At 63.9% G+C, this 20669-nt stretch carries 25 protein-coding genes; 17 read left to right on the forward strand and 8 right to left on the reverse strand.

Annotated features, from left to right (window positions below; translation table 11 throughout):
• Nucleotides 1-66: 66 nt before the first annotated feature.
• A complete protein-coding gene (locus tag IVA87_RS31515; RefSeq protein ID WP_247299372.1) occupies nt 67-819 on the reverse strand; it encodes a 16S rRNA (uracil(1498)-N(3))-methyltransferase in 753 nt (250 codons plus the stop codon).
• 210 nt (nt 820-1029) lie between these two features.
• Here IVA87_RS31515 and IVA87_RS31520 point away from each other — a divergent pair, with 210 nt between their 5' ends.
• Nucleotides 1030-1692, forward strand: a complete 663-nt coding sequence (locus IVA87_RS31520; protein ID WP_247299374.1) for a hypothetical protein — start codon at nt 1030-1032, stop codon at nt 1690-1692.
• Nucleotides 1689-2621: a 4-hydroxybenzoate octaprenyltransferase gene (gene ubiA / locus IVA87_RS31525; protein WP_247299376.1), complete on the forward strand. Its 933-nt coding sequence runs from the start codon at nt 1689-1691 to the stop codon at nt 2619-2621. Before IVA87_RS31520 ends, ubiA begins: the two co-directional genes overlap by 4 nt.
• Nucleotides 2622-2628: 7 nt before the next feature.
• Here ubiA and IVA87_RS31530 read toward each other — a convergent pair whose 3' ends face one another.
• Nucleotides 2629-3147, reverse strand: coding sequence for a DUF6101 family protein (locus IVA87_RS31530; RefSeq protein WP_247299378.1), 519 nt, complete (start codon nt 3145-3147; stop codon nt 2629-2631).
• 305 nt (nt 3148-3452) lie between these two features.
• Between IVA87_RS31530 and IVA87_RS31535 the strand changes: the two genes are divergently transcribed.
• Genes IVA87_RS31535 through lpxK form a run of 6 tightly spaced genes read left to right on the forward strand, consistent with a single transcriptional unit; the run spans nt 3453 to nt 8943 of the window.
• A complete protein-coding gene (locus tag IVA87_RS31535) occupies nt 3453-4820 on the forward strand; it encodes a TldD/PmbA family protein (RefSeq protein ID WP_247336894.1) in 1368 nt (455 codons plus the stop codon).
• The gene (locus IVA87_RS31540) at nt 4807-5625 is read left to right on the forward strand and encodes a 3'(2'),5'-bisphosphate nucleotidase CysQ (protein WP_247299380.1); all 819 of its coding nucleotides are present in this window, start codon (nt 4807-4809) and stop codon (nt 5623-5625) included. Before IVA87_RS31535 ends, IVA87_RS31540 begins: the two co-directional genes overlap by 14 nt.
• Nucleotides 5626-5684: 59 nt before the next feature.
• Nucleotides 5685-5927, forward strand: a complete 243-nt coding sequence (locus IVA87_RS31545) for a DUF4170 domain-containing protein (protein WP_027575891.1) — start codon at nt 5685-5687, stop codon at nt 5925-5927.
• Nucleotides 5924-6637, forward strand: a complete 714-nt coding sequence (locus IVA87_RS31550; RefSeq protein ID WP_247277594.1) for a lysophospholipid acyltransferase family protein — start codon at nt 5924-5926, stop codon at nt 6635-6637. Before IVA87_RS31545 ends, IVA87_RS31550 begins: the two co-directional genes overlap by 4 nt.
• Nucleotides 6630-7934, forward strand: a complete 1305-nt coding sequence (locus IVA87_RS31555; protein WP_247299382.1) for a 3-deoxy-D-manno-octulosonic acid transferase — start codon at nt 6630-6632, stop codon at nt 7932-7934. Before IVA87_RS31550 ends, IVA87_RS31555 begins: the two co-directional genes overlap by 8 nt.
• Entirely contained in the window at nt 7927-8943 is a 1017-nt protein-coding gene (lpxK, locus tag IVA87_RS31560; RefSeq protein WP_247336854.1) for a tetraacyldisaccharide 4'-kinase, read from the forward strand. The genes IVA87_RS31555 and lpxK overlap by 8 nt, the downstream gene beginning before the upstream one ends.
• A gap of 220 nt (nt 8944-9163) precedes the next feature.
• On the opposite strand, the gene IVA87_RS31565 is transcribed toward lpxK, so the two are convergent.
• From IVA87_RS31565 to IVA87_RS31580, 4 genes are all read right to left on the reverse strand, one after another.
• A complete protein-coding gene (locus tag IVA87_RS31565) occupies nt 9164-9349 on the reverse strand; it encodes a hypothetical protein (protein WP_247299386.1) in 186 nt (61 codons plus the stop codon).
• A gap of 444 nt (nt 9350-9793) precedes the next feature.
• Nucleotides 9794-10171, reverse strand: coding sequence for a TadE/TadG family type IV pilus assembly protein (locus tag IVA87_RS31570; RefSeq protein WP_247299388.1), 378 nt, complete (start codon nt 10169-10171; stop codon nt 9794-9796).
• On the reverse strand, nt 10168-10671 hold the full coding sequence (locus IVA87_RS31575; protein ID WP_247299390.1) for a TadE/TadG family type IV pilus assembly protein: 504 nt from the start codon (nt 10669-10671) through the stop codon (nt 10168-10170). Before IVA87_RS31575 ends, IVA87_RS31570 begins: the two co-directional genes overlap by 4 nt.
• A gap of 11 nt (nt 10672-10682) precedes the next feature.
• On the reverse strand, nt 10683-12020 hold the full coding sequence (locus tag IVA87_RS31580; RefSeq protein ID WP_256466518.1) for a TadE/TadG family type IV pilus assembly protein: 1338 nt from the start codon (nt 12018-12020) through the stop codon (nt 10683-10685).
• Here IVA87_RS31580 and IVA87_RS31585 point away from each other — a divergent pair.
• On the forward strand, nt 12019-12501 hold the full coding sequence (locus IVA87_RS31585; RefSeq protein WP_247336859.1) for a hypothetical protein: 483 nt from the start codon (nt 12019-12021) through the stop codon (nt 12499-12501). The two genes, IVA87_RS31580 and IVA87_RS31585, sit on opposite strands and share 2 nt — an antisense overlap.
• A 16-nt stretch (nt 12502-12517) precedes the next feature.
• Here the strand turns inward: IVA87_RS31585 and IVA87_RS31590 are convergent, their stop codons facing one another.
• Nucleotides 12518-12745, reverse strand: a complete 228-nt coding sequence (locus tag IVA87_RS31590; protein WP_247299395.1) for a DUF2093 domain-containing protein — start codon at nt 12743-12745, stop codon at nt 12518-12520.
• A gap of 176 nt (nt 12746-12921) precedes the next feature.
• Here IVA87_RS31590 and IVA87_RS31595 point away from each other — a divergent pair, with 176 nt between their 5' ends.
• The 3 genes from IVA87_RS31595 to IVA87_RS31605 are packed head-to-tail and all read left to right on the forward strand — an operon-like array spanning nt 12922 to nt 14146.
• Nucleotides 12922-13746, forward strand: coding sequence for a dienelactone hydrolase family protein (locus tag IVA87_RS31595; RefSeq protein ID WP_247336862.1), 825 nt, complete (start codon nt 12922-12924; stop codon nt 13744-13746).
• Between the two features lie 19 nt (nt 13747-13765).
• The gene (locus IVA87_RS31600; RefSeq protein ID WP_247299399.1) at nt 13766-13984 is read left to right on the forward strand and encodes a hypothetical protein; all 219 of its coding nucleotides are present in this window, start codon (nt 13766-13768) and stop codon (nt 13982-13984) included.
• A gap of 12 nt (nt 13985-13996) precedes the next feature.
• The gene (locus IVA87_RS31605; RefSeq protein WP_247299401.1) at nt 13997-14146 is read left to right on the forward strand and encodes a hypothetical protein; all 150 of its coding nucleotides are present in this window, start codon (nt 13997-13999) and stop codon (nt 14144-14146) included.
• 226 nt (nt 14147-14372) lie between these two features.
• Here IVA87_RS31605 and xseA read toward each other — a convergent pair whose 3' ends face one another.
• Nucleotides 14373-15995, reverse strand: coding sequence for an exodeoxyribonuclease VII large subunit (gene xseA, locus IVA87_RS31610; protein WP_247299403.1), 1623 nt, complete (start codon nt 15993-15995; stop codon nt 14373-14375).
• A gap of 138 nt (nt 15996-16133) precedes the next feature.
• On the opposite strand from xseA, the gene IVA87_RS31615 reads away from it, so the two are divergent.
• From IVA87_RS31615 to IVA87_RS31635, 5 genes are all read left to right on the forward strand, one after another.
• Complete coding sequence (locus tag IVA87_RS31615; protein WP_247299405.1) at nt 16134-17144, forward strand: alpha/beta hydrolase; 1011 nt, start codon at nt 16134-16136, stop codon at nt 17142-17144.
• Entirely contained in the window at nt 17141-17695 is a 555-nt protein-coding gene (locus IVA87_RS31620; RefSeq protein ID WP_247299407.1) for an alkaline shock response membrane anchor protein AmaP, read from the forward strand. The genes IVA87_RS31615 and IVA87_RS31620 overlap by 4 nt, the downstream gene beginning before the upstream one ends.
• Before the next feature lie 2 nt (nt 17696-17697).
• Nucleotides 17698-17997, forward strand: a complete 300-nt coding sequence (locus tag IVA87_RS31625) for a transcriptional regulator (protein ID WP_247299409.1) — start codon at nt 17698-17700, stop codon at nt 17995-17997.
• Nucleotides 17998-18121: 124 nt separating this feature from the next.
• A complete protein-coding gene (locus tag IVA87_RS31630) occupies nt 18122-20164 on the forward strand; it encodes an ATP-binding protein (RefSeq protein WP_247336865.1) in 2043 nt (680 codons plus the stop codon).
• Complete coding sequence (locus IVA87_RS31635; RefSeq protein ID WP_247299415.1) at nt 20161-20667, forward strand: hypothetical protein; 507 nt, start codon at nt 20161-20163, stop codon at nt 20665-20667. The genes IVA87_RS31630 and IVA87_RS31635 overlap by 4 nt, the downstream gene beginning before the upstream one ends.
• Nucleotides 20668-20669: the final 2 nt, after the last annotated feature.

Genomic DNA, 20669 nt, shown 5'->3' on the forward strand with positions numbered 1-20669 from the left:
AGCATGGCCCGAAAGCGGTTTCGACCTCCAAAGGATCAATCGCTTAACGGGTGGGCAATTCCCGGCTCAAGTGGACTTGCCCCAATCGCCCAGCACCGCCTGCACCAGCGTCAGCGCAGCCACCGCGGCGGTGTCGGCCCGCATGATCCGCGGGCCGAGCGCCAACCGCAGGATTCTCGGCTGCCGCAGCAGCAGCGCCCGTTCCTCCTCGGCAAAGCCCCCTTCCGGGCCGATCAGCACGTCGATACCTTTGCCGGCCTCGCGCGCGTTCTGCAGGCTCTGAACGGGGTTTGCGACCGCGGCCGCCTCATCGCAGAAGATCAGCAACCGGCCTGCGGCGCGCTGGCTGAGATACCGCTCCAGCGGCACCGGCTCGGCCACCGAGGCGATGCTGAGGATACCGCATTGCTCGGCCGCCTCGACGACGTTGGCGCGCATTCGCTCGGTGTTGACCCGGGAGGCCTGGGTGAACCGGGTCAGGACCGGCTGAAGCGTGGCGGCGCCCATCTCGATGGCCTTCTGGACCATGTAATCCAGCCGGGCATGCTTGAGCGGGGCGAACACGTAGGCCACGTCAGGCAGCCCGTCCTGGGGCCGGGTCTGCTGAAGGATCACGAGGCCATCCGGGCGTTTGCGGCCTTCGATGGCAGCCTGCCACTCGCCGTCCCGGCCGTTGAACGCCAAAACCTCGGCCCCGGCGGCCAGCCGGAGCACGTTGCCCAGATAATTGCTCTGGTCGCGGTCGAGCGGCACCCTGGCGTCTTGGGCGAGGGGGGCGTCCACGAACAGGCGAGGGGCGCGAAAATCGTGGGAAGGCATAGTTCAAAGATCCAATTTGCCGCTGTTCTTAACCGAAGCCAGTATTTTTGGGGGTAAATATCGCCGAATTGGTGCGTCTCCGCGCCGCGCTCTTGCCCTATTCAGCGGGTTGTTAAGCGCCGGCGGGAATCGTAAAAACGCGAACACGCTGGTTGCGCTTCGATTGGAAGAAGCCGAACCCCGTAAGCTCCTGCCGGAGAGACTGCCTTCATGATCCGTCATCTGATGGTTCCGATCACTGCCGCCATGGTCGCCATGGGTGCTGCGGGCGCTAATGCGCAAAGCGCGTTCCCGGCACCGCTGCCAAACCAGGCCGCCACCAGCTCCGCCTTTCCGCCCGTGAACGGCTCGGCACCCGTTGCCTCCGTCGGCACGGCGCCGCAGTCATCCTTTCCCGTGAACGGCGCCGCGCCGATCGGCGGTGCCGGCGCTTTCAGCGCAGCTCCGCCGACGCAAGGCGGTCCGGGCGAGGACTGCATGAAGGCCTTCATTCCGCTCCGCGAGGAGGCCGAGAAGCGCGGCAAGCTGATCAAGGCCGCGAGCGACCGTCATGCGCCGCCGGACGAGGCCTGCAAGCTGATCGGCAATTTCAGCCAGGCTGAGCTGAAGATGATCAAGTACATCGAGTCCCACGCTGCGAAATGCGGAATCCCGCCGCAGATCGGCGAGCAGATGAAGACCGGCCACAAGAACACCGAGGCCATGCAGAAGAAGGTCTGCATGGTCGCGCAGCAGATGCAGCAGCAGCAGGCGCGCCCGGCCGGCCCATCGCTGAGCGAGGTGCTCGGTTCGGGCTCGGCGCCCGAAGCCAATGCCGGCAAGAAGGGCGGCAGCACCTTCGATACGCTCAACGGCAACGTCCTGACCCGATGAGCGATACATCCGCCCGCGTTGCCGACTCTACAGGCAACTGGGTCGATACGCTCGCGCCGCGATGGACGCGGCCTTATTTGCGCTTGTCCCGCTTCGACCGTCCGATCGGCTCCTGGCTGCTGTTGATGCCGTGCTGGTGGTCGGCGGCGCTCGCCGCCGGCATGGCGCACGAGATCCGCGGCCTGCCGCTCACCATCGTGCTGTTCTTCATCGGCGCCTTCGTGATGCGCGGAGCCGGCTGCACCTGGAACGACATCACCGACCGCGACCTCGATGAAAAGGTCGAGCGCACCCGCTCGCGGCCATTGCCGTCAGGGCAGGTGACCACGAAGCAGGCGCTGGTCTTCATGGTCGCACAGGCGCTGATCGGTCTCGTGGTGCTGTTGCAGTTCAACCGCTTCGCGGTCCTGACCGGCATCGCCTCGCTCTTGATCGTCGCGATCTACCCCTTCATGAAGCGCATCACCTGGTGGCCGCAGATCGTGCTCGGGCTGGCCTTCTCCTGGGGCGCGCTGATGGGATTTGCCGTCACCTTCGGACGCATCGACGTCACCGCACTCGTGCTCTATGCCGGCGCGATTTCATGGGTGATCGGCTATGACACGATCTACGCGCATCAGGACGCGGAGGACGACGCGCTGATCGGCATCAAATCCACCGCGCGCCTGTTCGGCGCGCATACGCACCAGGCGCTGATCCTGTTCTATGGCTTTGCGGTGATGCTGATCGGCGTCGCGCTGGCTTCAGGTGATGCGGGCTGGCCGGCCTGGCTCGGCCTTGCGGCCTTCGCCGTTCATCTGGCGTGGCAGATCGTGCGGCTGAGGATCCACGACCCCGAACTGTGCCTGCGCCTGTTCAAGTCGAACCGCGATGCGGGGCTGTTGCTATTTGCAGGATTACTCGCCGACGCTGCAATACGGGCGGCGTAGTTGCCACTCAATCCCTTGCAATGATCTCGCGTTCGCCCTGATGAACGGTGAGTTCGCGCGCGATGCCGGTGCGCCGGCGCATCAAGAATTTCGGGCGGCGGGCGCGGATCGCATTGGCGCGGCGGCGGCGCGGCGCGGGTTTGCGTGCGCCTTCGTCGAGCTGCGGAAGCGCGAAGATCTCGCTCCAGATCGCCCAGGCTTGCGCGATCTCGTCGGCATCGGCGCCGACCAGCAGCGGAATGGAGAGCGAGGGATCGCGATGCACGAGCACGAGGGTCTGCACCTCGTCACTGCCGCGCAGCGCGACGCCGGTGAAGTCGCTGACACGGACGTTGATGGCCATCTGCATGCCGCGAACGGCACGGCGCAGCACGACACGCTCGCGATGAAGCTCGATCTGCCGGACATGTCCGTCGGCGCGCGGATCGTGCGCATCGAAGCGGACGGGAAGGGAAAGAGGGTCGAGCCGCAAGGAGCGGCTCGACCCGGCGGGAGCGACCCCGCATGTTGCTGTTTGACGCCTCACGGCTTTAGTTCTCCCCGCCGGGATTATGTTCCCGGTCGATGCGAGGACCTTAGCGCGCGCCTTTCCGAAACCGCTTAAAAAGGCTGGTTAACCCACCGTCACTGCTGCTCATGATTGACAAGACCTTGGCGCGCATGATTGACGAGACGTTGCGCGAGAGCTGCGAATCTGAGCTTTTGGCGGGCTGAAAATGCTTGAAGTCCGCGCCATCAGGGCACATCTGTGGGTTCCGGTCCCGAGCCCGCCCCAACAGGATTTCGTTCGTGAACTCTTCACCATCCGCAAGCTCGACGCTTTCGACCCAAATGTCGTCGCAGGCCCATCGCGACCTGTTCGATCAGTCCGCGCTCTCCGATCTCGCGCAGCGGCTGGTCGAGGCCGCCAAGCGCGCCGGCGCTGATGCAGCCGATGCCGTCGCAGTGCGCGGCGTCTCGCAGGGCGTCGAGGTGCGCGACGGCCGCGTCGAGGAATCCGAGCGGTCCGAGGGCGACGATGTCGGCCTGCGCGTGCTGGTCGGCCAGCGCCAGGCGGTGGTCTCGACCAATGACGTCAGCGGCGATGCCGTGACCAAGCTCGCCGAACGCGCGGTGGCGATGGCGCGTGTTGCGCCCGACGACAAATATGTCGGCCTCGCCGATCCCGCGCTGCTCGCGCGCGACTTCCCCGATCTCGACCTGCTCGATCCCAACCTGCCCACGAGATCTGAGCTCGAGCGCCGCGCTCTTGCGGCCGAAGCTGCGGCGCTCGGCGTGAAGGGGGTGACCAAATCCGGCGGCGCCTCGGCTTCCGCCGGCATCGGCGGCATGGTGCTCGTCACCTCTACCGGCTTCCACGGCTCTTACCTGCGCTCCAGCCAAGGCATTTCCGCCGCCGCCATATCGGGCGAGGGCACCAGCATGGAGCGCGACTACGACTTCACCTCGGCGCCACACGGCGCCGATTTGTTGTCGCCGGAAACCGTCGGCCGGTCCGCCGGCGAGCGCACGGTGGCGCGCTACAATCCGCGCAAGGTCGAGACCTGCAAGGTGCCCGTCGTGTTCGATCCGCGCGTTGCGGGCTCCCTGGTCGGCCATCTCGTCGGCGCCATTAACGGCGCCTCGATCGCGCGCAAGACCAGCTTCTTGAAGGACAAGCTCGGCCAGCAGCTGTTCGCGAAGAACATTCGCATCGTCGACGATCCCTTGCGCAAGCGCGGCCTGCGCTCGCAGACGTTTGACGCCGAAGGCGTCGCGGTGAAGAAGATCGCGCTGGTCGACGAGGGCGTGCTGACGACCTGGCTGCTCGACTGCGCCACCGCGCGCGAGCTTGGCCTCACCACCACCGGCCACGCCCATCGCGGCGTCTCCTCCTCGCCGTCGCCCGGGCCGTACAACCTGCATCTCGAGCCCGGCACGCCGACGCCGGCCGAGCTGATCGCCGACATCAGCCAAGGCTTCTACGTCACCGACCTGATCGGCTCCGGCGTCAACGGCGTCACCGGCGATTACAGCCGCGGCGCCTCCGGCTTCTGGATCGAGAACGGCGAGATCACCTATCCCGTCAGCGAGGTGACGATCGCCGGGCATCTGTTCGAGATCTTCAAGTCGATGCAGCCGGCGAACAATCTCGAATTCCGCTACGGCATCAATGCGCCGACGGTGCGCATCGAGGGTTTGACGCTTGGCGGACGCTGACGCGCAATCCCCCGATGCGACCATCCTGACACGCGATGCGGCGCTGCTGAAGGACGCGGTGCGGGACGCAGGCGCGCTGGCGCAATCGATGTTCCGCACCGAGCTGAAGAAGTGGATCAAGGGGGCATCCTCGCCGGTGTCGGAAGCCGACATCGCGGTCAACGATCTGCTCGAAACGCGCTTGCGCGCTGCGACGCCCGACTATGGCTGGCTGTCCGAGGAAAGCGCCGACGATGCGGCACGGCTGTCGCGGCGACTGACCTGGATCGTCGATCCCATCGACGGCACGCGCAATTATCTGGGCGGTCATGACGATTGGTGCGTCAGCGTCGCGCTGGTCGAGGATGCCTCACCGGTGCTTGCCGCGGTGTTCGCTCCGGCGCGCGATGAATTCTTCTTCGCGGTCCGCGGCCAGGGTACAACGCTGAACGGCGAGCCGGTGCGGGCGACGTCCGGGTCCGAGCTCGACTTCGCGCGCGTCGCCGGCCCGAAGCCGCTGGTCGAGCGGCTCAATGCCACGGGCGGCGAGATCAAGCTGCATCCGCGAATCGGCTCGCTCGCGCTGCGTCTGTGCCGGGTCGCCGATGGCGCGCTGGATGCGGCTTTTGCGGGCGGCAACAGCCAAGATTGGGACCTTGCGGCGGCCGATTTGATCGTGCAGGAAGCGGGTGGTAAGATGAGTGACCTCTCCGGAGAACCCATCCTCTATAACCGCCGGGAAGTGGCGCACGGGGTGCTGGTGGCAGCGGGACGCGATCGTCATGCGGGCATTGTCGCGCATTTTCGAAACCGCCCCTTGCCCTGAGCGCTTCGTCGTGCTTGTCGAACACTGCTTTGCCGGGCAGCCCGTTAGGAAGAGAACCCATGCCAGATAGTGCCCCGCAACAACTGCTTCATCTCGTTATCGGTGGCGAGCTCGTCGATCTCGAGCACAACACTTTCAAGAACCTCGACGATGTCGACATCGTCGGCCTCTATCCGAACTACGCCACCGCGCACGCGGCCTGGCGAGCCAAGGCGCAGAGCACGGTCGACAACGCCCAGATGCGCTATTTCATCGTCCATCTCCACCGCCTGCTCGACCCCAATCAAGAACCGGCGCGTTGAAAAAACTGCTTCGCAATACGCTGCGAAGCAGCTTTATTCAGCGTGCCGTCGGGGTCCTGGCGGCTGAATATCTGCGTCTGGTCTGGCGAACCAACAAGTTCAGGTTCGATCCGCCTGACGTCTATGACCGCGTCGAGCCGCAGATCCCGGCGATCTTCGCCTTCTGGCACGGCCAGCATTTCCTCACCCCCTTCATCAAGAACAAGGATTGGTACCGGGCCAAGGTGCTGATCTCCCGTCATCGCGACGGCGAGTTCAATGCGATCGCCGCCGAGCGGCTCGGCATCGGCACCATCCGTGGTTCCGGCGATCACGGCGGCGCCTTCCACCGCAAGGGCGGGGTCGGCGCCTTCAAGGAAATGGTGCGGACGCTCCAGGACGGTTGTAATGTCGCGCTGACCGCCGATGTCCCCAAACGCTCGCGCGTGGCCGGGCTCGGCATCATCATGCTGGCACGGGAATCGGGGCGGCCGATCATGCCTTTCGCGATGGCGACCAGCCGCTTCATACGGCTCAAGAACTGGGACCGCACCACCATCAATTTGCCATTCGGACGAGGCGCATTGGTCGGCATCAAGGAAATCCACGTTCCACCGGATGCCGACGCCGCAACCATGGAAGCGCTTCGGCTGGAGCTGGAGGAGACGTTGAACGAGGCGACCCGCCGCGCCTATGCGCAACTCGGGCGCCCGGGACCGGAAGATGCCTGACCCGCTGCCGATGACGCTGCGAATGTATCAGCGCCTGGCCTCCGGCCTGGTGCCGCTCGCGCCCGCGCTGATCAAGCGGCGATTGAAGCAGGGCAAGGAGGATCCCGCGCGCGTCGGCGAGCGTCGGGGCTTGTCGCGGGACGTGCGGCCACATGGCCCGCTGGTCTGGATCCACGGCGCCAGCGTCGGCGAGGTTCTGGCTGCGGCAGCGCTGATCGAGCGGCTGCGCGATCTCAATCTGCGCATCCTGCTCACCTCCGGCACCGTCACCTCGGCGGCCGTGGTGGCGAAGCGCTTCCCGCCCGACGTCATCCATCAATACGTGCCGTATGATTCCCCGCGCTACGTCGCGCGCTTCCTCGATCATTGGAAGCCGTCGCTGGCGCTGTTCATCGAATCCGATTTGTGGCCCAACCTGATCCTCGCCTGCGCGGCGCGCCGGGTGCCGATGGTGCTGATCAACGGGCGGATGTCGCCGCGCTCGTTTCCGCGCTGGCGGCGCATGCACGGCACCATCTCGGCGCTGCTGTCCCGGTTCGACATTTGTCTGGCACAATCAAAGACGGATGCCGAGCGCTTTGCCGCGCTCGGCGGCCGCGACGTCCTCACCACCGGCAATCTCAAGCTCGACGTCCCGGCGCCGCCGGCCGATCCCGCCAGGCTCGAGCGGCTGATGGCGATGACGCGCGGGCGGCCGATCATCGTCGCGGCCTCGACCCATCCGGGCGAAGACGAGATGCTGATCGCGGCGCACCGCAGCCTCGCCGGCTTCTTCCCGCAGCTCCTGACCGTGATCGTGCCGCGCCATCCGGACCGCGGCTCCTCGATCGCGGGTCTGATCACCGCCTCGGGCCTCAAGCCGGCATTGCGCTCGCGCGAGGAGCTGCCGGCGGCGACGACCGACCTCTATGTCGCCGACACCATGGGCGAGCTCGGCCTGTTCTATCGCCTTTCGCCGATCGTCTTCATGGGCGGATCGCTGATCCATCATGGCGGCCAGAATCCGATCGAGGCGATCAAGCTCGGTGCCGCCATCATCCATGGTCCGCACGTCTTCAATTTCGCCGATGTCTACGAGACGCTCGACGGGCGCGGCGGGGCGCGCCAGGTCGACACGCAGGAAGCGCTGGTCAAGCAGCTCGGCCAATTGCTGGCCGATCCCACCGCGCGCGACAAGATGCAGCGCGCAGGCGAGGGCGTGGTCGAGCAGCTCGGCGGCGCGCTCGATCGCACCATGGCGGCACTCGAGCCCTACCTGTTGCAACTGCGGATCGAGATGGGAGCCGCCAATGCGTGAGCCGGCCTTCTGGTACCGGCCACGCTCCCCGCAGTCGCATGTCCTCAGTCCTCTGGGTGCGCTCTACGGCGCGGTCACTGCGCGTCGCATGGCGCGCCAGGGCTTTGATGCCGGCATTCCCGTGATCTGCGTCGGCAACTACCATGTTGGCGGTGCCGGCAAGACGCCGACCGTACTGGCGTTGACCAAGCTACTGCGCGAGCTCGGTGAGACCCCGGTGGTGCTCAGCCGCGGCTATGGCGGACGCCTGAAAGGTCCGATTATGGTCGACTGCGCGCGTCACACCGCGTCCGACGTCGGCGACGAGCCGCTGATGCTGGCGCGCGAAGTCCCCGTCGCGGTCGCGCGCGATCGCCTCGAGGGCGTCGCGCTGGCGAAGTCGCAAGGCGCCACAATGATCCTGATGGACGACGGCTTCCAGAACCCGCGTCTGCACAAGGACGCCTCGCTGATCGTGATCGACAGCGAGCGCGGCCTCGGCAACGGCAAGGTGTTTCCCGCCGGTCCCCTGCGCGCGCCACTGCAGGCGCAGCTCGCGCGCACCGATGCGCTGGTCCTGATCGGCGATGGCCGTGCCGCGAACGATGTCGCGGCCGAGCTTGCCAAGCGCGACAAGCCGGAGCTGCGCGCACGGCTGAAGCCGCATGCGGCTTCGCTCGCGCAGCTCCTTGGCAAGCGGGTTTTCGCCTTCGCCGGCATCGGCGATCCCGAGCGCTTCTTCCGCGGCTTGCGCGCCAGCGGCATCGACGTCGCACGCACGCGCCGGTTCGACGATCACCACATGTTCTCGGATGACGAGCTCGCCGCACTCGCGGTGCAGGCCCGGCGCGAGCAGCTCACGCTGGTGACCACGGAAAAGGATCTCGCGCGTCTGCGCGGCCGTGAGGGCGTGCCAGAGGGCATCGTGGCGTTCGCCGTGCAACTTGAGTTCGACGATCCGGCAAAGGCGCAGGAAGTGATCAGCGACCATCTGTACAGGGCGCGCGAGCGGCGGTTCAGCACGCGTTGATCTCGCACGTTAGGCCAGAGTCTCTGCCATAGCGCCAAAAGCGAAGTGTCGCGGCAGTCATGCTCACCACGCCCCGACGGCCATTAACCCGACAATCGTCAGGCATGAGGCGCAGGCTACCATGACAGTATAGCATTCGGGTGTATTCATTGCGTCCTCCCAAACTGTTGCCAAGGGCTTGGTCGCTGCACGCGGGAGAGATCGCCGGTCCTCGGCCGCTTCAATTCGGCGCGCCGCAACCGGTCTTGGGCTGCGCGTCCGTCCTCTCATCGTCACCCTGATCCGCAGGATGGTAGTGCGCTTCGAGCGCTTCAGAGCGTTCGGCTGAGATCAGAAGCTGCTTCCGCATTTCAGCGAGGCGGGCGCGGCAATATTCACGATAGAGCAGGTCCAATATGGTGGGCATGATTCAGCCCCCTCATCTGACTTTGATTTACAGATATTCCACCGCGAATTTTCGAGGTGATCGTAGCCCGCCGGATGACTCTTCGATATGAGCCCGTTCACAGACTGCGCCAGTTCCAAAGCTCGATCGCCGCTTGGCTGACTTGATTGTCTGCGCGATAAAAGCAGCAGGGCTAATTACCTAACACGCAATATAGCAGCCTTTTGTTTCACCAAGACTTCGTCAAACAACTTAAGAGCGCCTATTTGCGACAAAGAATCCAACTACAGCGTGAAATGACGAACCACGGAGTGCAAGTAATCTTTGATGCAACGCGGATCGGAACGGCGGAAATCATTTCGGCTGCCAGAGTCGCGGTTCAGGTGCGCGTGCACATCGTCTCCATCCCAAGTCGCGCGAGAAGCTGCGCCCGTGTTGCAGGATGGCCGCGCTCTCCCAACGACCTCAACTCGGAAAGCATGCCCGGGCGGTCAGCGTCACTGGAGAGAGGTTGAGAATCTGCGGAAACGTGAATGCATAAGTCGCGCTGACCTCGTTGCCGCATGCTGACGCAGAAAAGGTGAATGTCTCCGCAGGGAGCGTGAGGCCGAACGCCTGCTGCGCAGCGTAGCTGGTGATGGCGCTGCTGCTTGGGCAGAGCGTGCTGTTGACGGTTGCGCAACGCGCCGCCATTTCGCTCCCATGCTGGATTCCCAGTTGAGTCCAGAACAGCAGCCCGCATTCGATGATCCCAAATATGAACAGGAAGAACGCCGGAGCGGTCAGCGCAAATTCCAGTGCCGATGCGCCTCGATTGTCTTGCCATAGTGCCGCGAGTTTCACTGCAGCCTCGCAGTGGATTGCGCGCTGTAAGTGTATGTGGCCGCCACGATCTGGTAGTCGATGATGGTATAGTACGTCGCTCGCGCCGAGACCGTCGCATACGTTCCAGCCTGCGCGCCGCCGGTGCAAACCGTCCCGCAGGTGACAGTGCTGACACCTGCACTCGTTGGGCATCCGCAAAATTGGACCGGCGGAGGTGAGGCAGTGATGTCCGTGGCGCTGGTGGCACTTCTTACGGCGTTCGAAATGCCGCTCGCGTCAAAGCCGCGCGCAATTGCGTATTGCGCTCCCGCTTGTGCGGCGTTTTCGACCTGCATCTTGCGATACAGTGCAAGCCCGATGTCCGTTACGGAAACGACCATCAGGGACAGCACCGGGATCAAGATGCCGAATTCGGCGGCCGCGACGCCGCGTTTGTCGCCGACAGCAGCGCGCACGTGCCCTGTTAGAGAATCAAGCAACCGACGACGGCGCCTGGATGAGACGCTCTGAATTTGCATTGACCCAAACCTCATTCGATGAGCTGTGCGGTTTGCGAACCTATCGTCGCGGTGCCGAGCGCGGTGCAATTGACCTGGAGGTTCGACGTGCCGCTGAACGTCAGCGTGTCCGCGATGATCTTGGTGCAGGATGTGCTCGTGCCGTTGCCGCCGCTGAAGCTGAGATTAGCCTTTGGCAGATAGATGGCGCCGCCGAAGTTCTGTGTGCTGCCACCGGTGAGATTGAAAGCAGTCCCGGCCGGCATATTGCGGTCGCCGTACATGACGATGCCTTTCGTGGGGCCGCTGGTCGGTGCCGTCAGGTTGATGGTCGCGTTGCTGCCGATCGAAGCTGTGCCCCAGTCGCTTCCCGAGCCCGTAAACACCAGGGTCACGCCGCTGCCCGCGATGGTGGCGTTTCCAGCGACACTCAAGTTGGCCCCGTCCAGATAATAGATGCCTGGACTTAGATTCAGGACTGCGCCGGCATTGACCGTAATGCTGCCCATGTAGCAGCCAGGGTCGAGCGAGTTTGTTTTTCCATTGGCGTTGACCGTAATCTTGGCGTTGGTGCAACTCGGCCTCGCCGGGGGAGACACGTTGGCGTAGGGATCGGCGACGGGCGATATGTGCGTCTTGATACCGTTGGTCGCCGTGATGCTGCTCGCGCCGGAGACGTCGCCAACCACTCCGACCTGATTTGCAGCGACGGAGGCGCTGCCGGCAACGTTGAGCGAGGGACTTGCACTCGAGTTGCTGTAAAGGTTGCACTTGATTAGATTGAGCTGGTTGCCGCCGCCGACGTTGACGGCGGGACTTGCGCTCGAGTTGAGCGCAAGGACGCAGCCTGTCCCGGAATTTGGCAGGGCGACGGAGCGTGCGGTTATGAGCACAGGATCCGAGCCGAACAAGGCTGATAGCAGCCGCTGTTGCGGCTGACTCACGATGACTTCGATGGCCTGCGAATTCGAAGCATGATTGCCTGTCTTCGGTGGCTGGTTCACGGTGACCGTGACGTTATTCGACCCGTTCGCGTAACCGTAGTTTGCCGTCACCGCCTTGGCTTCGGACAAGGGGTCGGTGCCCGCACTCGCCGCTGTCGCAGCGCTGACCGCGCCCGAATCAGCCGCGCTCTGCATATTCTTGTGTTTGTAGTACCACCAGCCGACTTCCGTGCCGAGGCCCGCGGTGCCGACCAGGACCGGCATCAGCAGCGCCGAAATGAGCACATAGCTGCCCGACTGATCTCGGGCGAATCGTCGAAGCAGGCTAATCGTTCGTCCGCGCCGACGAGCATGACCTGCTGGGCATAATCCTGCTGGGCATAATGGTGCATCGAACGAACGGCTGCAAAGTCTCCGAGGCTCCATGCGCTTCCTGCCCGCCTGCCACTTTTCCCGGCACAATGTGGTGCAGACCGACTTAAATGGGGCCCAACGGGAGCGAGACAATTTTAGACATCAGCTGACATTCAGCCGACATTCATGGCCGTGCGCCTATCGATATAGCTCCGATCAGGAGAATTCGATGAAATTGCGGTCCGCGATCTTTGTCGCCAGCCTCGTATGTCTGCCGGTTTTGCCCGCCCTTGCTCAGACCTCCTCGCCGCCGCCTGCCGCCGCTCCGGCAAATCCGACAAGTGCGGTGCCGGTTCCCGCGACCAAGCGCGTCACGTGCCTCGCCACGGCGCAAAACCTGAAGGGACAGGATAAACGCGACCAGATGCAGCTCTGCATGGCGCAGGCGCGGCTCGACTGCCTCAAGCAGGCCGTTGATCAGAAGATCGTCGGCGCGGCCCGCAAGACTTTCGTCAAGACGTGCGTGGGCGCGGATGGCCGGGACCAACAATAGACCTGCGGGCGGGGCCTTAGGCCTGCGGCTTCGGCACGCCGGGGAAATGCCGCTGGAGCACGGCAGCAGGCGTGGCGTAGGCTTCTTGCAGGTCCACACTCCAGTACTTCAGTTCGTCGAGCGGGATGCGTACGTCGGTGATGGCGCAACGCACATAGGTGCCCGGCGAGATCACGCGGAAATCGCCGTCGAGATATTGCACCTGCGCTTCGCCATGGCCCGAGGGGCCGAACTTGTTCAGCACGGTCGAAAGTCTCCGTGGAAGGCCCCTCCGTGGAAAACCTTGGAGGGCACAATGTGTCGGGCTGGATGTAGCATAGATAGGGTGGCTTGTCCGCCCGGTAAACCCACCGGTTTGTGATGTTTTGGCGCCGTTTCCGCGTGATAGTGCTTGGACGAAGGATCTTGACGCAGGGTCCGATGCGCCTTCGACTGACCGCCCTGTTCCTGACGCTCCTGATGTCGGCCGCGTACGCCGCGCCGGTGCCGCAGCAGGTCGACATCCCGCTGTCGTCGGGCGTCCTGCATGCGCAGCTCTACAAGCCGGAGGGCGAGGGGCCTTTTCCGGCCGTGATCGCGCTGCACGGCTGCGGCGGGCTCAGTGGCCATTCCGATTCCGTCCTGCCGCGCTATCGCGACTGGGCGGAGCGGCTGCTGCGGGCCGGCAATGCGGTGCTGCTGCCTGACAGCTACGGCTCGCGCGAGCTCGGGCCGCAATGTCGCGTCAAGGAGATGCACGTCAAGGCGCGCCGTGAACGCGTCACCGACATCGCGGCGTCACGCGCCTGGCTGATGAAGCAGAACTGGGTGGCGCGCGACCGCGTCAGCCTGATCGGCTGGGCCAACGGCGCCAGCGCGCTGCTCTGGGCGGTGCGGCCGCAGAGTGCGGCGCGCGATTTGGGCCCGGATTTCCGTGCCGCGGTCGCCTTCTATCCCGATTGCCGGATCTCCGCCGGCCTCGGCTGGAGCACGCGGGTGCCGACCCTGGTGCTGATCGGCGCCAATGACGACGTCTCGTCGCCGCCGGCCTGCCGCCAGATGGTGGATGGCGCGCGCGGCCGCAGCGCGCTTGCGCGCATCGTGGTCTATCCCGGCGCTTATCACGATTTCGACCGCGCCAACACGCCACTGCACGCAGCCGCCGGCGGCACCGACGTCGCCGCGCCCGAGCATGGCCATCTCGGCACCGATATGCAGGCCCGCGCGGAATCGCAGAAGGACGTCGCGGAATGGCTGGCGCGGTGATCGCGGCGCCGTAGCCCGAATGAGCGAAGCGACATCCGGGGAGGTCGGTCCCGCAAGCGCGGCGCTCATGCGGGCCACAAATCTGGAAGCGGGGCCGCCCGAGGAACAACATCAGGCGGACAGCCCCGCATCGACCACCGCCCTGCACGCCATGATGGCCGACCGGGAATCTACGGATCGCGCGCGCCGCCGGTTTTCAGCATATGCCATGCCATCATTCGACCACGATGTCGATTAAACGCGTGTCATAATGCGCAGCCGTATCGTCCTGTTCGCCTCCGCCCTGATCGTCTTCACCGTCGCGATCTTCCTGTTTGAAGCCCACGCCGGCGCGCCACAGCTCGCGCCGGAACATTGCGGCTTCTGGACCACGATCGACGCGGGATTGTCGTGTAGGTGAGAGCCGGCCACGGCGCCGTTGTCGGAGAGACACTCAGTGTTTCCCCGCCTTCGCCGGGACGACGGGGAGTGTGTGGGCAGATGCGTCACACACTCGCTGTCATCGCCCGGCTTGACCGGGCGATCCAGTACTCCGAGACGATTGTGATCTTCTGAGGATCCGCGGCGTACTGGATTCGCCGCTTTCGCGGGGAATGACAGTGTGGGTGAAGCGGCGTAGTCCCAACTCAGAATAAGCTACCCTGATCCACCGGCTTGGCCACGCGCTTCGGCGCGGGTTTTGCGTCTTGCGTAGCCGGCTTTGGCTGCGACGATACGCGCTTCGCCGCAGGCGCCGGGCGGTCCGCATCCGCGGTCGCGGCCACGCGGCCATCGGCAAATTCGATCTCGAGCCGCGCATTCGGCCCGACGCTGTCGGCCGCATGCAGGGGATGGCCGGCTTCATCGCGCACCAATGCAAAGCCGCGCGCGAGCACGCTGCGGTAGGACAGCGCGGAGAGCAGCTTGCCGCTGTTCGCGACACGCGCATCGAGCCGCTGCAGCAGGGTGACGAGCGCGCGTTGCGCGCGCTCGGACAGCCGATGCGTGCGCTCGCGCTGGCGCAGAATCGCGCTGCGTTGGGCCTGCGCGTTGGAGAGCTTTGAGGCGCGCAGGCGAACCTCGAGCCCGGCAAAGCGGTCGCGCCGCCGCCGCAGCAGCGAGCGCGCGGAGAGGCCGAGCCGCTCGCCGCAAACAGTGAGGCGGTGATCGGCCTGCGCGATCTGGCCGTGCAGCACCCGCAGCGTCAGCTTGGCGCTGGCGGCGGTAAACCTGCGGAAATGCGCGTGCGTGTTGGCCTTGAGGCTACGGGGCAGGGACGCGCCCGCCGAGTCCAGCCGCTGCCGCGGGATCGCGAGCAGGTCGCCGGCCGCCGGCAAGGCGCGCGCGGCCGCGCGCAGCTCGTTGCGGCGGTTTTCATGGCCGCGCTGCCAGCAGGCGCGGGTGCGGCGGGCGAGATCGGCGACCTCGACGAACAAGTCGCTGCGCACCGGCACCGCCATCTCGGCCGCCGCCGTCGGCGTCGGCGCGCGCTTGTCGGCGACGAAATCGATCAGCGTGATGTCGGTCTCGTGCCCGACCGCGGAGATCAGCGGAATCATGCTGTCGGCCGCCGCGCGCACCACGATCTCCTCGTTGAAGGACCAGAGATCCTCCAGCGAGCCGCCGCCGCGCGCGACGATCAGGACATCGGGTCGTGGAATCCTGCCGCCGGGGGCAATCGCGTTGAAGCCGCGGATCGCGGCCGCGACCTGCTCGGCCGAGCCTTCGCCCTGCACCTTGACGGGCCACACCAGCACGCGGCGGGGAAAGCGATCCTCCAGCCGATGCAGGATGTCGCGGATGACCGCGCCGGTCGGCGACGTCACGACGCCGATCACCTCCGGCAGCCAGGGCAGCAGCTGCTTGCGCGCCTCGTCGAACAAGCCTTCGGCGGCGAGCTTCTTCTTGCGCTCCTCCATCAGCGCCATCAGCGCGCCGATGCCGGCCGGCTCCAGCGCCTCGATGACGATCTGGTATTTGGAAGAGCCCGGATAGGTGGTGAGCTTGCCGGTGGCGATGACCTCGAGCCCTTCCTGGGGCTTGAACCGCATGCGGCTGTGCACGCCCTTCCAGATCACCGCCTCGATCTTGGCGCTCTCGTCCTTGAGCGCGAAATAGCAATGACCGGAGGAGTGCGCTCCGCGAAAGCCGGAGATTTCGCCGCGGACCCGGACATGGCCGAAGGCGTCCTCGACCGTCCGCTTCAGGGACAGCGAGAGCTCGGAGACGGTGAATTCGGGCGCGTTGAGCAGTTGTTCCGCAGGCGGCATCTAGCAAACGATTCGGCATTTTGGGGTCAGACCCGACGTTAAGGATTTTCGCGCCGCGGCGCCAATCCGGATATTGATCAGGAGAGTACTCTGTAATATAGAGTTCTCTATTAATTGATGAGTTTCGGGAGATGAGCCATGGCGATCCGGCTGCTGCGCGGCGTTTTGACCGGCCTGAAATGGACCTTGTGTGCGGTCGGCGGCGTGGCGCTGATCCTGGGCGCCATGATCGCAACGCCGCTGGAGCGGCCGCCCGAGATGCGATCGGTCTCGGATTCAGCCAAAGGCATGGACTGGTCCACGTTGCCACCGCTCGAACGCTTTCAGGCCCGCGATGGCACCTGGATCGGTTATCGCCATTATGCGCCGAAAGGCCAGGAGACGGGCCGCGGCGCGATTTTCATCCATGGCTCCTCCGGCTCCAGCGGCACCGTCAATCACGCGCTGACCCATGCGATCGCCGCGCGCGGAGTGGAGACCTGGGCGCTGGACATCCGCGGCCATGGCGGCTCTGGCACGCGCGGCGACATCGGCTATGTCGGCCAGCTCGAGGACGACCTCGTCGACTTCGTCGCTCATGTCCGCAGGAACGCGCCTGATCTGCCGCTCACCCTGATCGGCCATTCCGCCGGCGCCGGCTTTTCGCTGCGCGTTGCCGCGACACCGATCATGCAGGACATGTTCGTCCGCACCGTGCTGCTCGCGCCCTATCTCGGCTATGATGCGCCGACGAACAGGCCGAAGGCCGGCGGCTGGGCCAACATGGACCTCCCGCGCTTCCTCGGCCTGACCGCACTGCGTAGGCTCGGCATCGACTGCTGTGCGCAGCTTCCGGTGCTCGCCTTCGCGGTGCCGGCGAATTCGGCGAAGTATCTCACCTCGACCTATTCCGACCGCCTGATGCGCAATTTCGCGACGCGCGGCTATCGCATCGATCTTCCCGCGACGACGCGTCCGATCACGATCATCGGCGGCGCCGAGGACGAGATGATGATCTCGGACAAATATGCGGAAGCCGTGCAGGCCATCAAGCCGTCCGTCGACGTCAAGATCATCGACGGCGTCAACCACATGGGCATCGTCACCAATCCAAAGGCCGTCTCCGCGATCGCCGAAGATGTGGCGACGCGCGGGGCAGGGCAGTCATGATCGACAGCAAGGAGGCGTCCGCGGCGCTGGCCGATATCGACGACATCGTCCGGCGCGTGAAGCAATCGCAGCTCTATGACCTCGCGAGCATCGCTGCCGTGTGGTGGGGCGTGTTGGTCTTTGCAGGGAATGTCGTGACCTGGCTCTGGCCGGTCTACGCAGTCTATGCCTGGGTTGCCGTAGACGTCATGGGCGTCGGCGGTCTGGTTGCGCTTCGCTTGTTCAATCCACCACATCACCCGCATGGTGCCGCCTTCGGCATCAGGCTGCTGCTGGTGTTCGTGCTGTTCTTCGGCTTCGGTTATCTCTGCACCAACGTGATCGGCCATTTCGGGCCACGCCAGTTGGGTGCGTTCTGGCCGCTCTACTTCATGCTGTTCTACGCGCTCGCGGGTCTCTGGTTCGGTTACGCCTTCGTTGCGATTGGTCTTGGCATTTCGGCGCTAACGTTGATTGGCTTCTTCTACATCGGTGAGGCGTTCCCGCTCTGGATGGCGTTCGTCAACGGCGGCGGCCTGATCCTCGGCGGCCTCTGGATGCGGCGGAGCTAGAATTGGCCGAGCTCGACGACATCATCCATCAGCCGCTGCGGCTGAAGATCATGGCGGCGCTGAACGCGCTGCCGCAGTCGACCGGCCTGGAATTCACGCGGCTGAAGAAGCTCACCGGCGCCACCGACGGCAATCTCGGCGCACATATCGAGACCCTCGCCAAGGCCGGTTACGTCTCGGTGGACAAGGCCTTCGTCGGCAAGAAGCCGCAGACGACGGTAACGGCCACGGCTGCGGGGCGGGGGGCGTTTGCGCGGCATGTGGCGACACTGCAGGAGATCATCGCGGGGAAACAGGTGTAGCTTTCTGCGATGCAGATCATAGTGCCCTCTCTCTTGCGGGAGTGTCGGGCGACCCGAGTCAAGGACGAACGTACAACCCCTCGCTTTTCAGTGCTCTCCGAGGTAGTAAGAGATAGGGGGTACCATGCAGGAAGAAGTAAAGGTCGAAGTAAGGCCTGATTTTCTCGCGCGGCAGGCGAAAGCGCAGCCTATGCAGGCGCTCGCGGAGCTGATTTGGAATTCTCTCGATGCTGACGCGACATCTGTCAGCATTGAGTTCGAGTCAGACGGTATCGGCGGCATCTCTAAAATCGTTGTTGCGGACAATGGAGACGGCATTCCGCGCGATGAGGCTCCGCAGGTCTTCAAAAACCTTGGAGGATCTTGGAAGCAACTACGGCTGACCACACCCCGCCTGAATCGCATGCTCCACGGACGCGAGGGGCGCGGCCGGTTCAAAGCGTTTGCCCTCGGCGGGGTGGTCGATTGGAAGATCATTTATGCGAGAGATGGCACTCCGTTCCGCTATGATGTCGCCGTGCTGGAGCAACAGATTGAGCGGGCCCGTGTTGGGGAGGAAGCACCGGCTCCCGGCGCTGCCACGGGAGTAACGGTGGTGATATCCGAACTGAAAAGGCAGTTCAGTTCGTTACAGCCGGAAAACGCCGTTCAAGAGCTTTCTGAGATATTCGCTATCTATCTCAAGGATTATCGCAACGTTACGATCACGATCGCAGGCGAGCGAATCGACCCGGATCGGGCAATCGCAGGTACATGGAACTTCGAATTAGCGCCCATCGCGGACGATGATGGAGAACAGCACTCTGTCGATCTCGAAATAATCGAATGGCGCGGACAAACCCGCCGAACCCTTTATCTGTGCAACGAGCAGGGCTTCCCGTTATCGCAAGTAGAGACGCGCTTCCATGTAGGGGACTTCCATTTTTCTGCTTACCTGAAATCCAGCTTTATCAGCGAGCTGCATCAAGACGGACGGCTTGATCTCGCGGAAATGGTCCCGGCTCTGGTTGCCTCAATCGAGGAAGCGCGAGCAAAGGTCAAAGAGGTCTTCCGAAATCGCGGGGCTGAGCGGGCTCGGATCGTCGTTGACGAATGGAAGGAAAAGAAGGTCTATCCCTACGAAGGTGACCCGGTGACTCCCGTTGAGAAGGCCGAGCGCCAGATTTTCGACATCGTCGCCGTTACTGTTCAAGATGCCTCGCCAGAATTCTGCGAGACGGCCTCAAAGCAAACCGCCCTACACCTGAGGCTGTTGCGCCATGCCATCGAGCGCAGTCCGGCCGAGCTGCAGCTTATTCTCGATCAAGTTCTGAAATTACCCAAGCGAAAGCAGAAAGAGCTGGCTGAACTGCTTAACGAGACCACGCTCGCCGGAATCATTAGTGCGGCTACCCTTGTCGCTGATCGATTGAAGTTCCTCGAAGCCCTGCGGTTTATCCTGTTCGACTACGAGGCTCGCCAGAAGCTGCGCGAGCGTTCGCAGCTTCATAAGATCTTAGAGCAAAATACGTGGATTTTCGGAGAGGAGTATAATCTCTGGGCCAGCGACAAGGACCTTACTACGGTGCTGAAAGTGCATCGGGATAAGCTCGATTCCGATCTCGTCATCGACGACCCGGTCAAAGTGATCAACAAAGCGCGCGGCATAGTCGATCTCATGCTCTCGCGCGCACAACGCCGACATCGTGCGGACGACCTTGAACATCTGGTGATCGAGCTTAAGGCCCCAAAAGTCACTATCAATGCGGAACACCTGAATCAAATCGAGGGTTACGCCCTAGCCGTGGAGGAAGACCCTCGGTTCAACCGGGTTGAAGGGTTGCGTTGGCATTTCTGGATCATTTCTGATGCCTACAACAAGCAAGTCGAGGCCCGCATACGGGGCGGGCCCGATCCTCAGCGCCGTCTGATCCAGCGGACTGACAGGGTGAAGGTCGGCGTGAAGACTTGGGGCGAAATCCTCGAAGAGAACAACGCTCGACTTCAGTTCGTCAAAGAGAAGCTCGAACATAAGGTCGATGATGGCCAAGCGCTCGCGTTTTTGCAGGAGCGGCATCGCGAGTTGCTTGAAGGCGTGCTGATCAACGCCGACGAGCAGATAGAAACGACCGACGGTGCGGTTTTAGAGCGCCCGTCTGAGATGGACAAGCTGGACACCTCCGAATGAGCGCACCTCAGGAAGATGACGAAGCCGGTATTGAATTGTTCGTGGCTCACTTTGACGCGAGGGATCGCGCGCTAACGGTCCACGAGGCAGGCCACGCCATCGTTGCGAGTGTTCTCGGCGCACATGTCGTATTCGTGGAGATCGATTTGACGACCGGCAATGGCAGGTCGCACTCGCAAAACTTCGTCGAGCAGGTCAACAACCTTGCGGTTTGTGTTGCCGGCTGCAGAGCCGAGCATGCTTTCGACGCGAGATCGTCCCGAGGGACAAAGATCAGTGACTTCAGGAAGATGCGGAGACTGCTATTGGAGCTGCCTGAAGCCAAGAGACGCTCCGCGCGCGCGGAAGGCTACCGGCTTGCCGAGGAGATCCTAAGAGAGCACGCAGCCAAGGTGCAACGACTCGCTGCCGAACTGATGGTCCGACGATGGGAAGACGGGACGGATACGGTCCGCATCGACGGCGACGAATTGATGGCGCTGCTCGACGGTTCCGGGACTTGAGC

The sequence above is a fragment of the Bradyrhizobium sp. 147 genome (assembly GCF_023073935.1).
In the GTDB taxonomy this organism is placed as follows: domain Bacteria; phylum Pseudomonadota; class Alphaproteobacteria; order Rhizobiales; family Xanthobacteraceae; genus Bradyrhizobium.

Excerpts from the sequence above, each read along its gene's own strand:
- IVA87_RS31515 (WP_247299372.1), bottom strand. The coding sequence starts at position 819 with ATGCCTTCCCACGATTTTCGCGCCCCTCGCCTGTTCGTGGACGCCCCC.
- IVA87_RS31520 (WP_247299374.1), top strand. The coding sequence starts at position 1,030 with ATGATCCGTCATCTGATGGTTCCGATCACTGCCGCCATGGTCGCCATG.
- ubiA (WP_247299376.1), top strand. The coding sequence starts at position 1,689 with ATGAGCGATACATCCGCCCGCGTTGCCGACTCTACAGGCAACTGGGTC.
- IVA87_RS31535 (WP_247336894.1), top strand. The coding sequence starts at position 3,453 with ATGTCGTCGCAGGCCCATCGCGACCTGTTCGATCAGTCCGCGCTCTCC.
- IVA87_RS31545 (WP_027575891.1), top strand. The coding sequence starts at position 5,685 with ATGCCAGATAGTGCCCCGCAACAACTGCTTCATCTCGTTATCGGTGGC.
- IVA87_RS31555 (WP_247299382.1), top strand. The coding sequence starts at position 6,630 with ATGCCTGACCCGCTGCCGATGACGCTGCGAATGTATCAGCGCCTGGCC.
- lpxK (WP_247336854.1), top strand. The coding sequence starts at position 7,927 with ATGCGTGAGCCGGCCTTCTGGTACCGGCCACGCTCCCCGCAGTCGCAT.
- IVA87_RS31565 (WP_247299386.1), bottom strand. The coding sequence starts at position 9,349 with ATGCCCACCATATTGGACCTGCTCTATCGTGAATATTGCCGCGCCCGC.
- IVA87_RS31575 (WP_247299390.1), bottom strand. The coding sequence starts at position 10,671 with ATGCAAATTCAGAGCGTCTCATCCAGGCGCCGTCGTCGGTTGCTTGAT.
- IVA87_RS31585 (WP_247336859.1), top strand. The coding sequence starts at position 12,019 with ATGCGCTTCCTGCCCGCCTGCCACTTTTCCCGGCACAATGTGGTGCAG.
- IVA87_RS31580 (WP_256466518.1), bottom strand. The coding sequence starts at position 12,020 with ATGGAGCCTCGGAGACTTTGCAGCCGTTCGTTCGATGCACCATTATGC.
- IVA87_RS31595 (WP_247336862.1), top strand. The coding sequence starts at position 12,922 with ATGCGCCTTCGACTGACCGCCCTGTTCCTGACGCTCCTGATGTCGGCC.
- IVA87_RS31600 (WP_247299399.1), top strand. The coding sequence starts at position 13,766 with ATGAGCGAAGCGACATCCGGGGAGGTCGGTCCCGCAAGCGCGGCGCTC.
- IVA87_RS31605 (WP_247299401.1), top strand. The coding sequence starts at position 13,997 with ATGCGCAGCCGTATCGTCCTGTTCGCCTCCGCCCTGATCGTCTTCACC.
- xseA (WP_247299403.1), bottom strand. The coding sequence starts at position 15,995 with ATGCCGCCTGCGGAACAACTGCTCAACGCGCCCGAATTCACCGTCTCC.
- IVA87_RS31615 (WP_247299405.1), top strand. The coding sequence starts at position 16,134 with ATGGCGATCCGGCTGCTGCGCGGCGTTTTGACCGGCCTGAAATGGACC.
- IVA87_RS31620 (WP_247299407.1), top strand. The coding sequence starts at position 17,141 with ATGATCGACAGCAAGGAGGCGTCCGCGGCGCTGGCCGATATCGACGAC.
- IVA87_RS31630 (WP_247336865.1), top strand. The coding sequence starts at position 18,122 with ATGCAGGAAGAAGTAAAGGTCGAAGTAAGGCCTGATTTTCTCGCGCGG.
- IVA87_RS31635 (WP_247299415.1), top strand. The coding sequence starts at position 20,161 with ATGAGCGCACCTCAGGAAGATGACGAAGCCGGTATTGAATTGTTCGTG.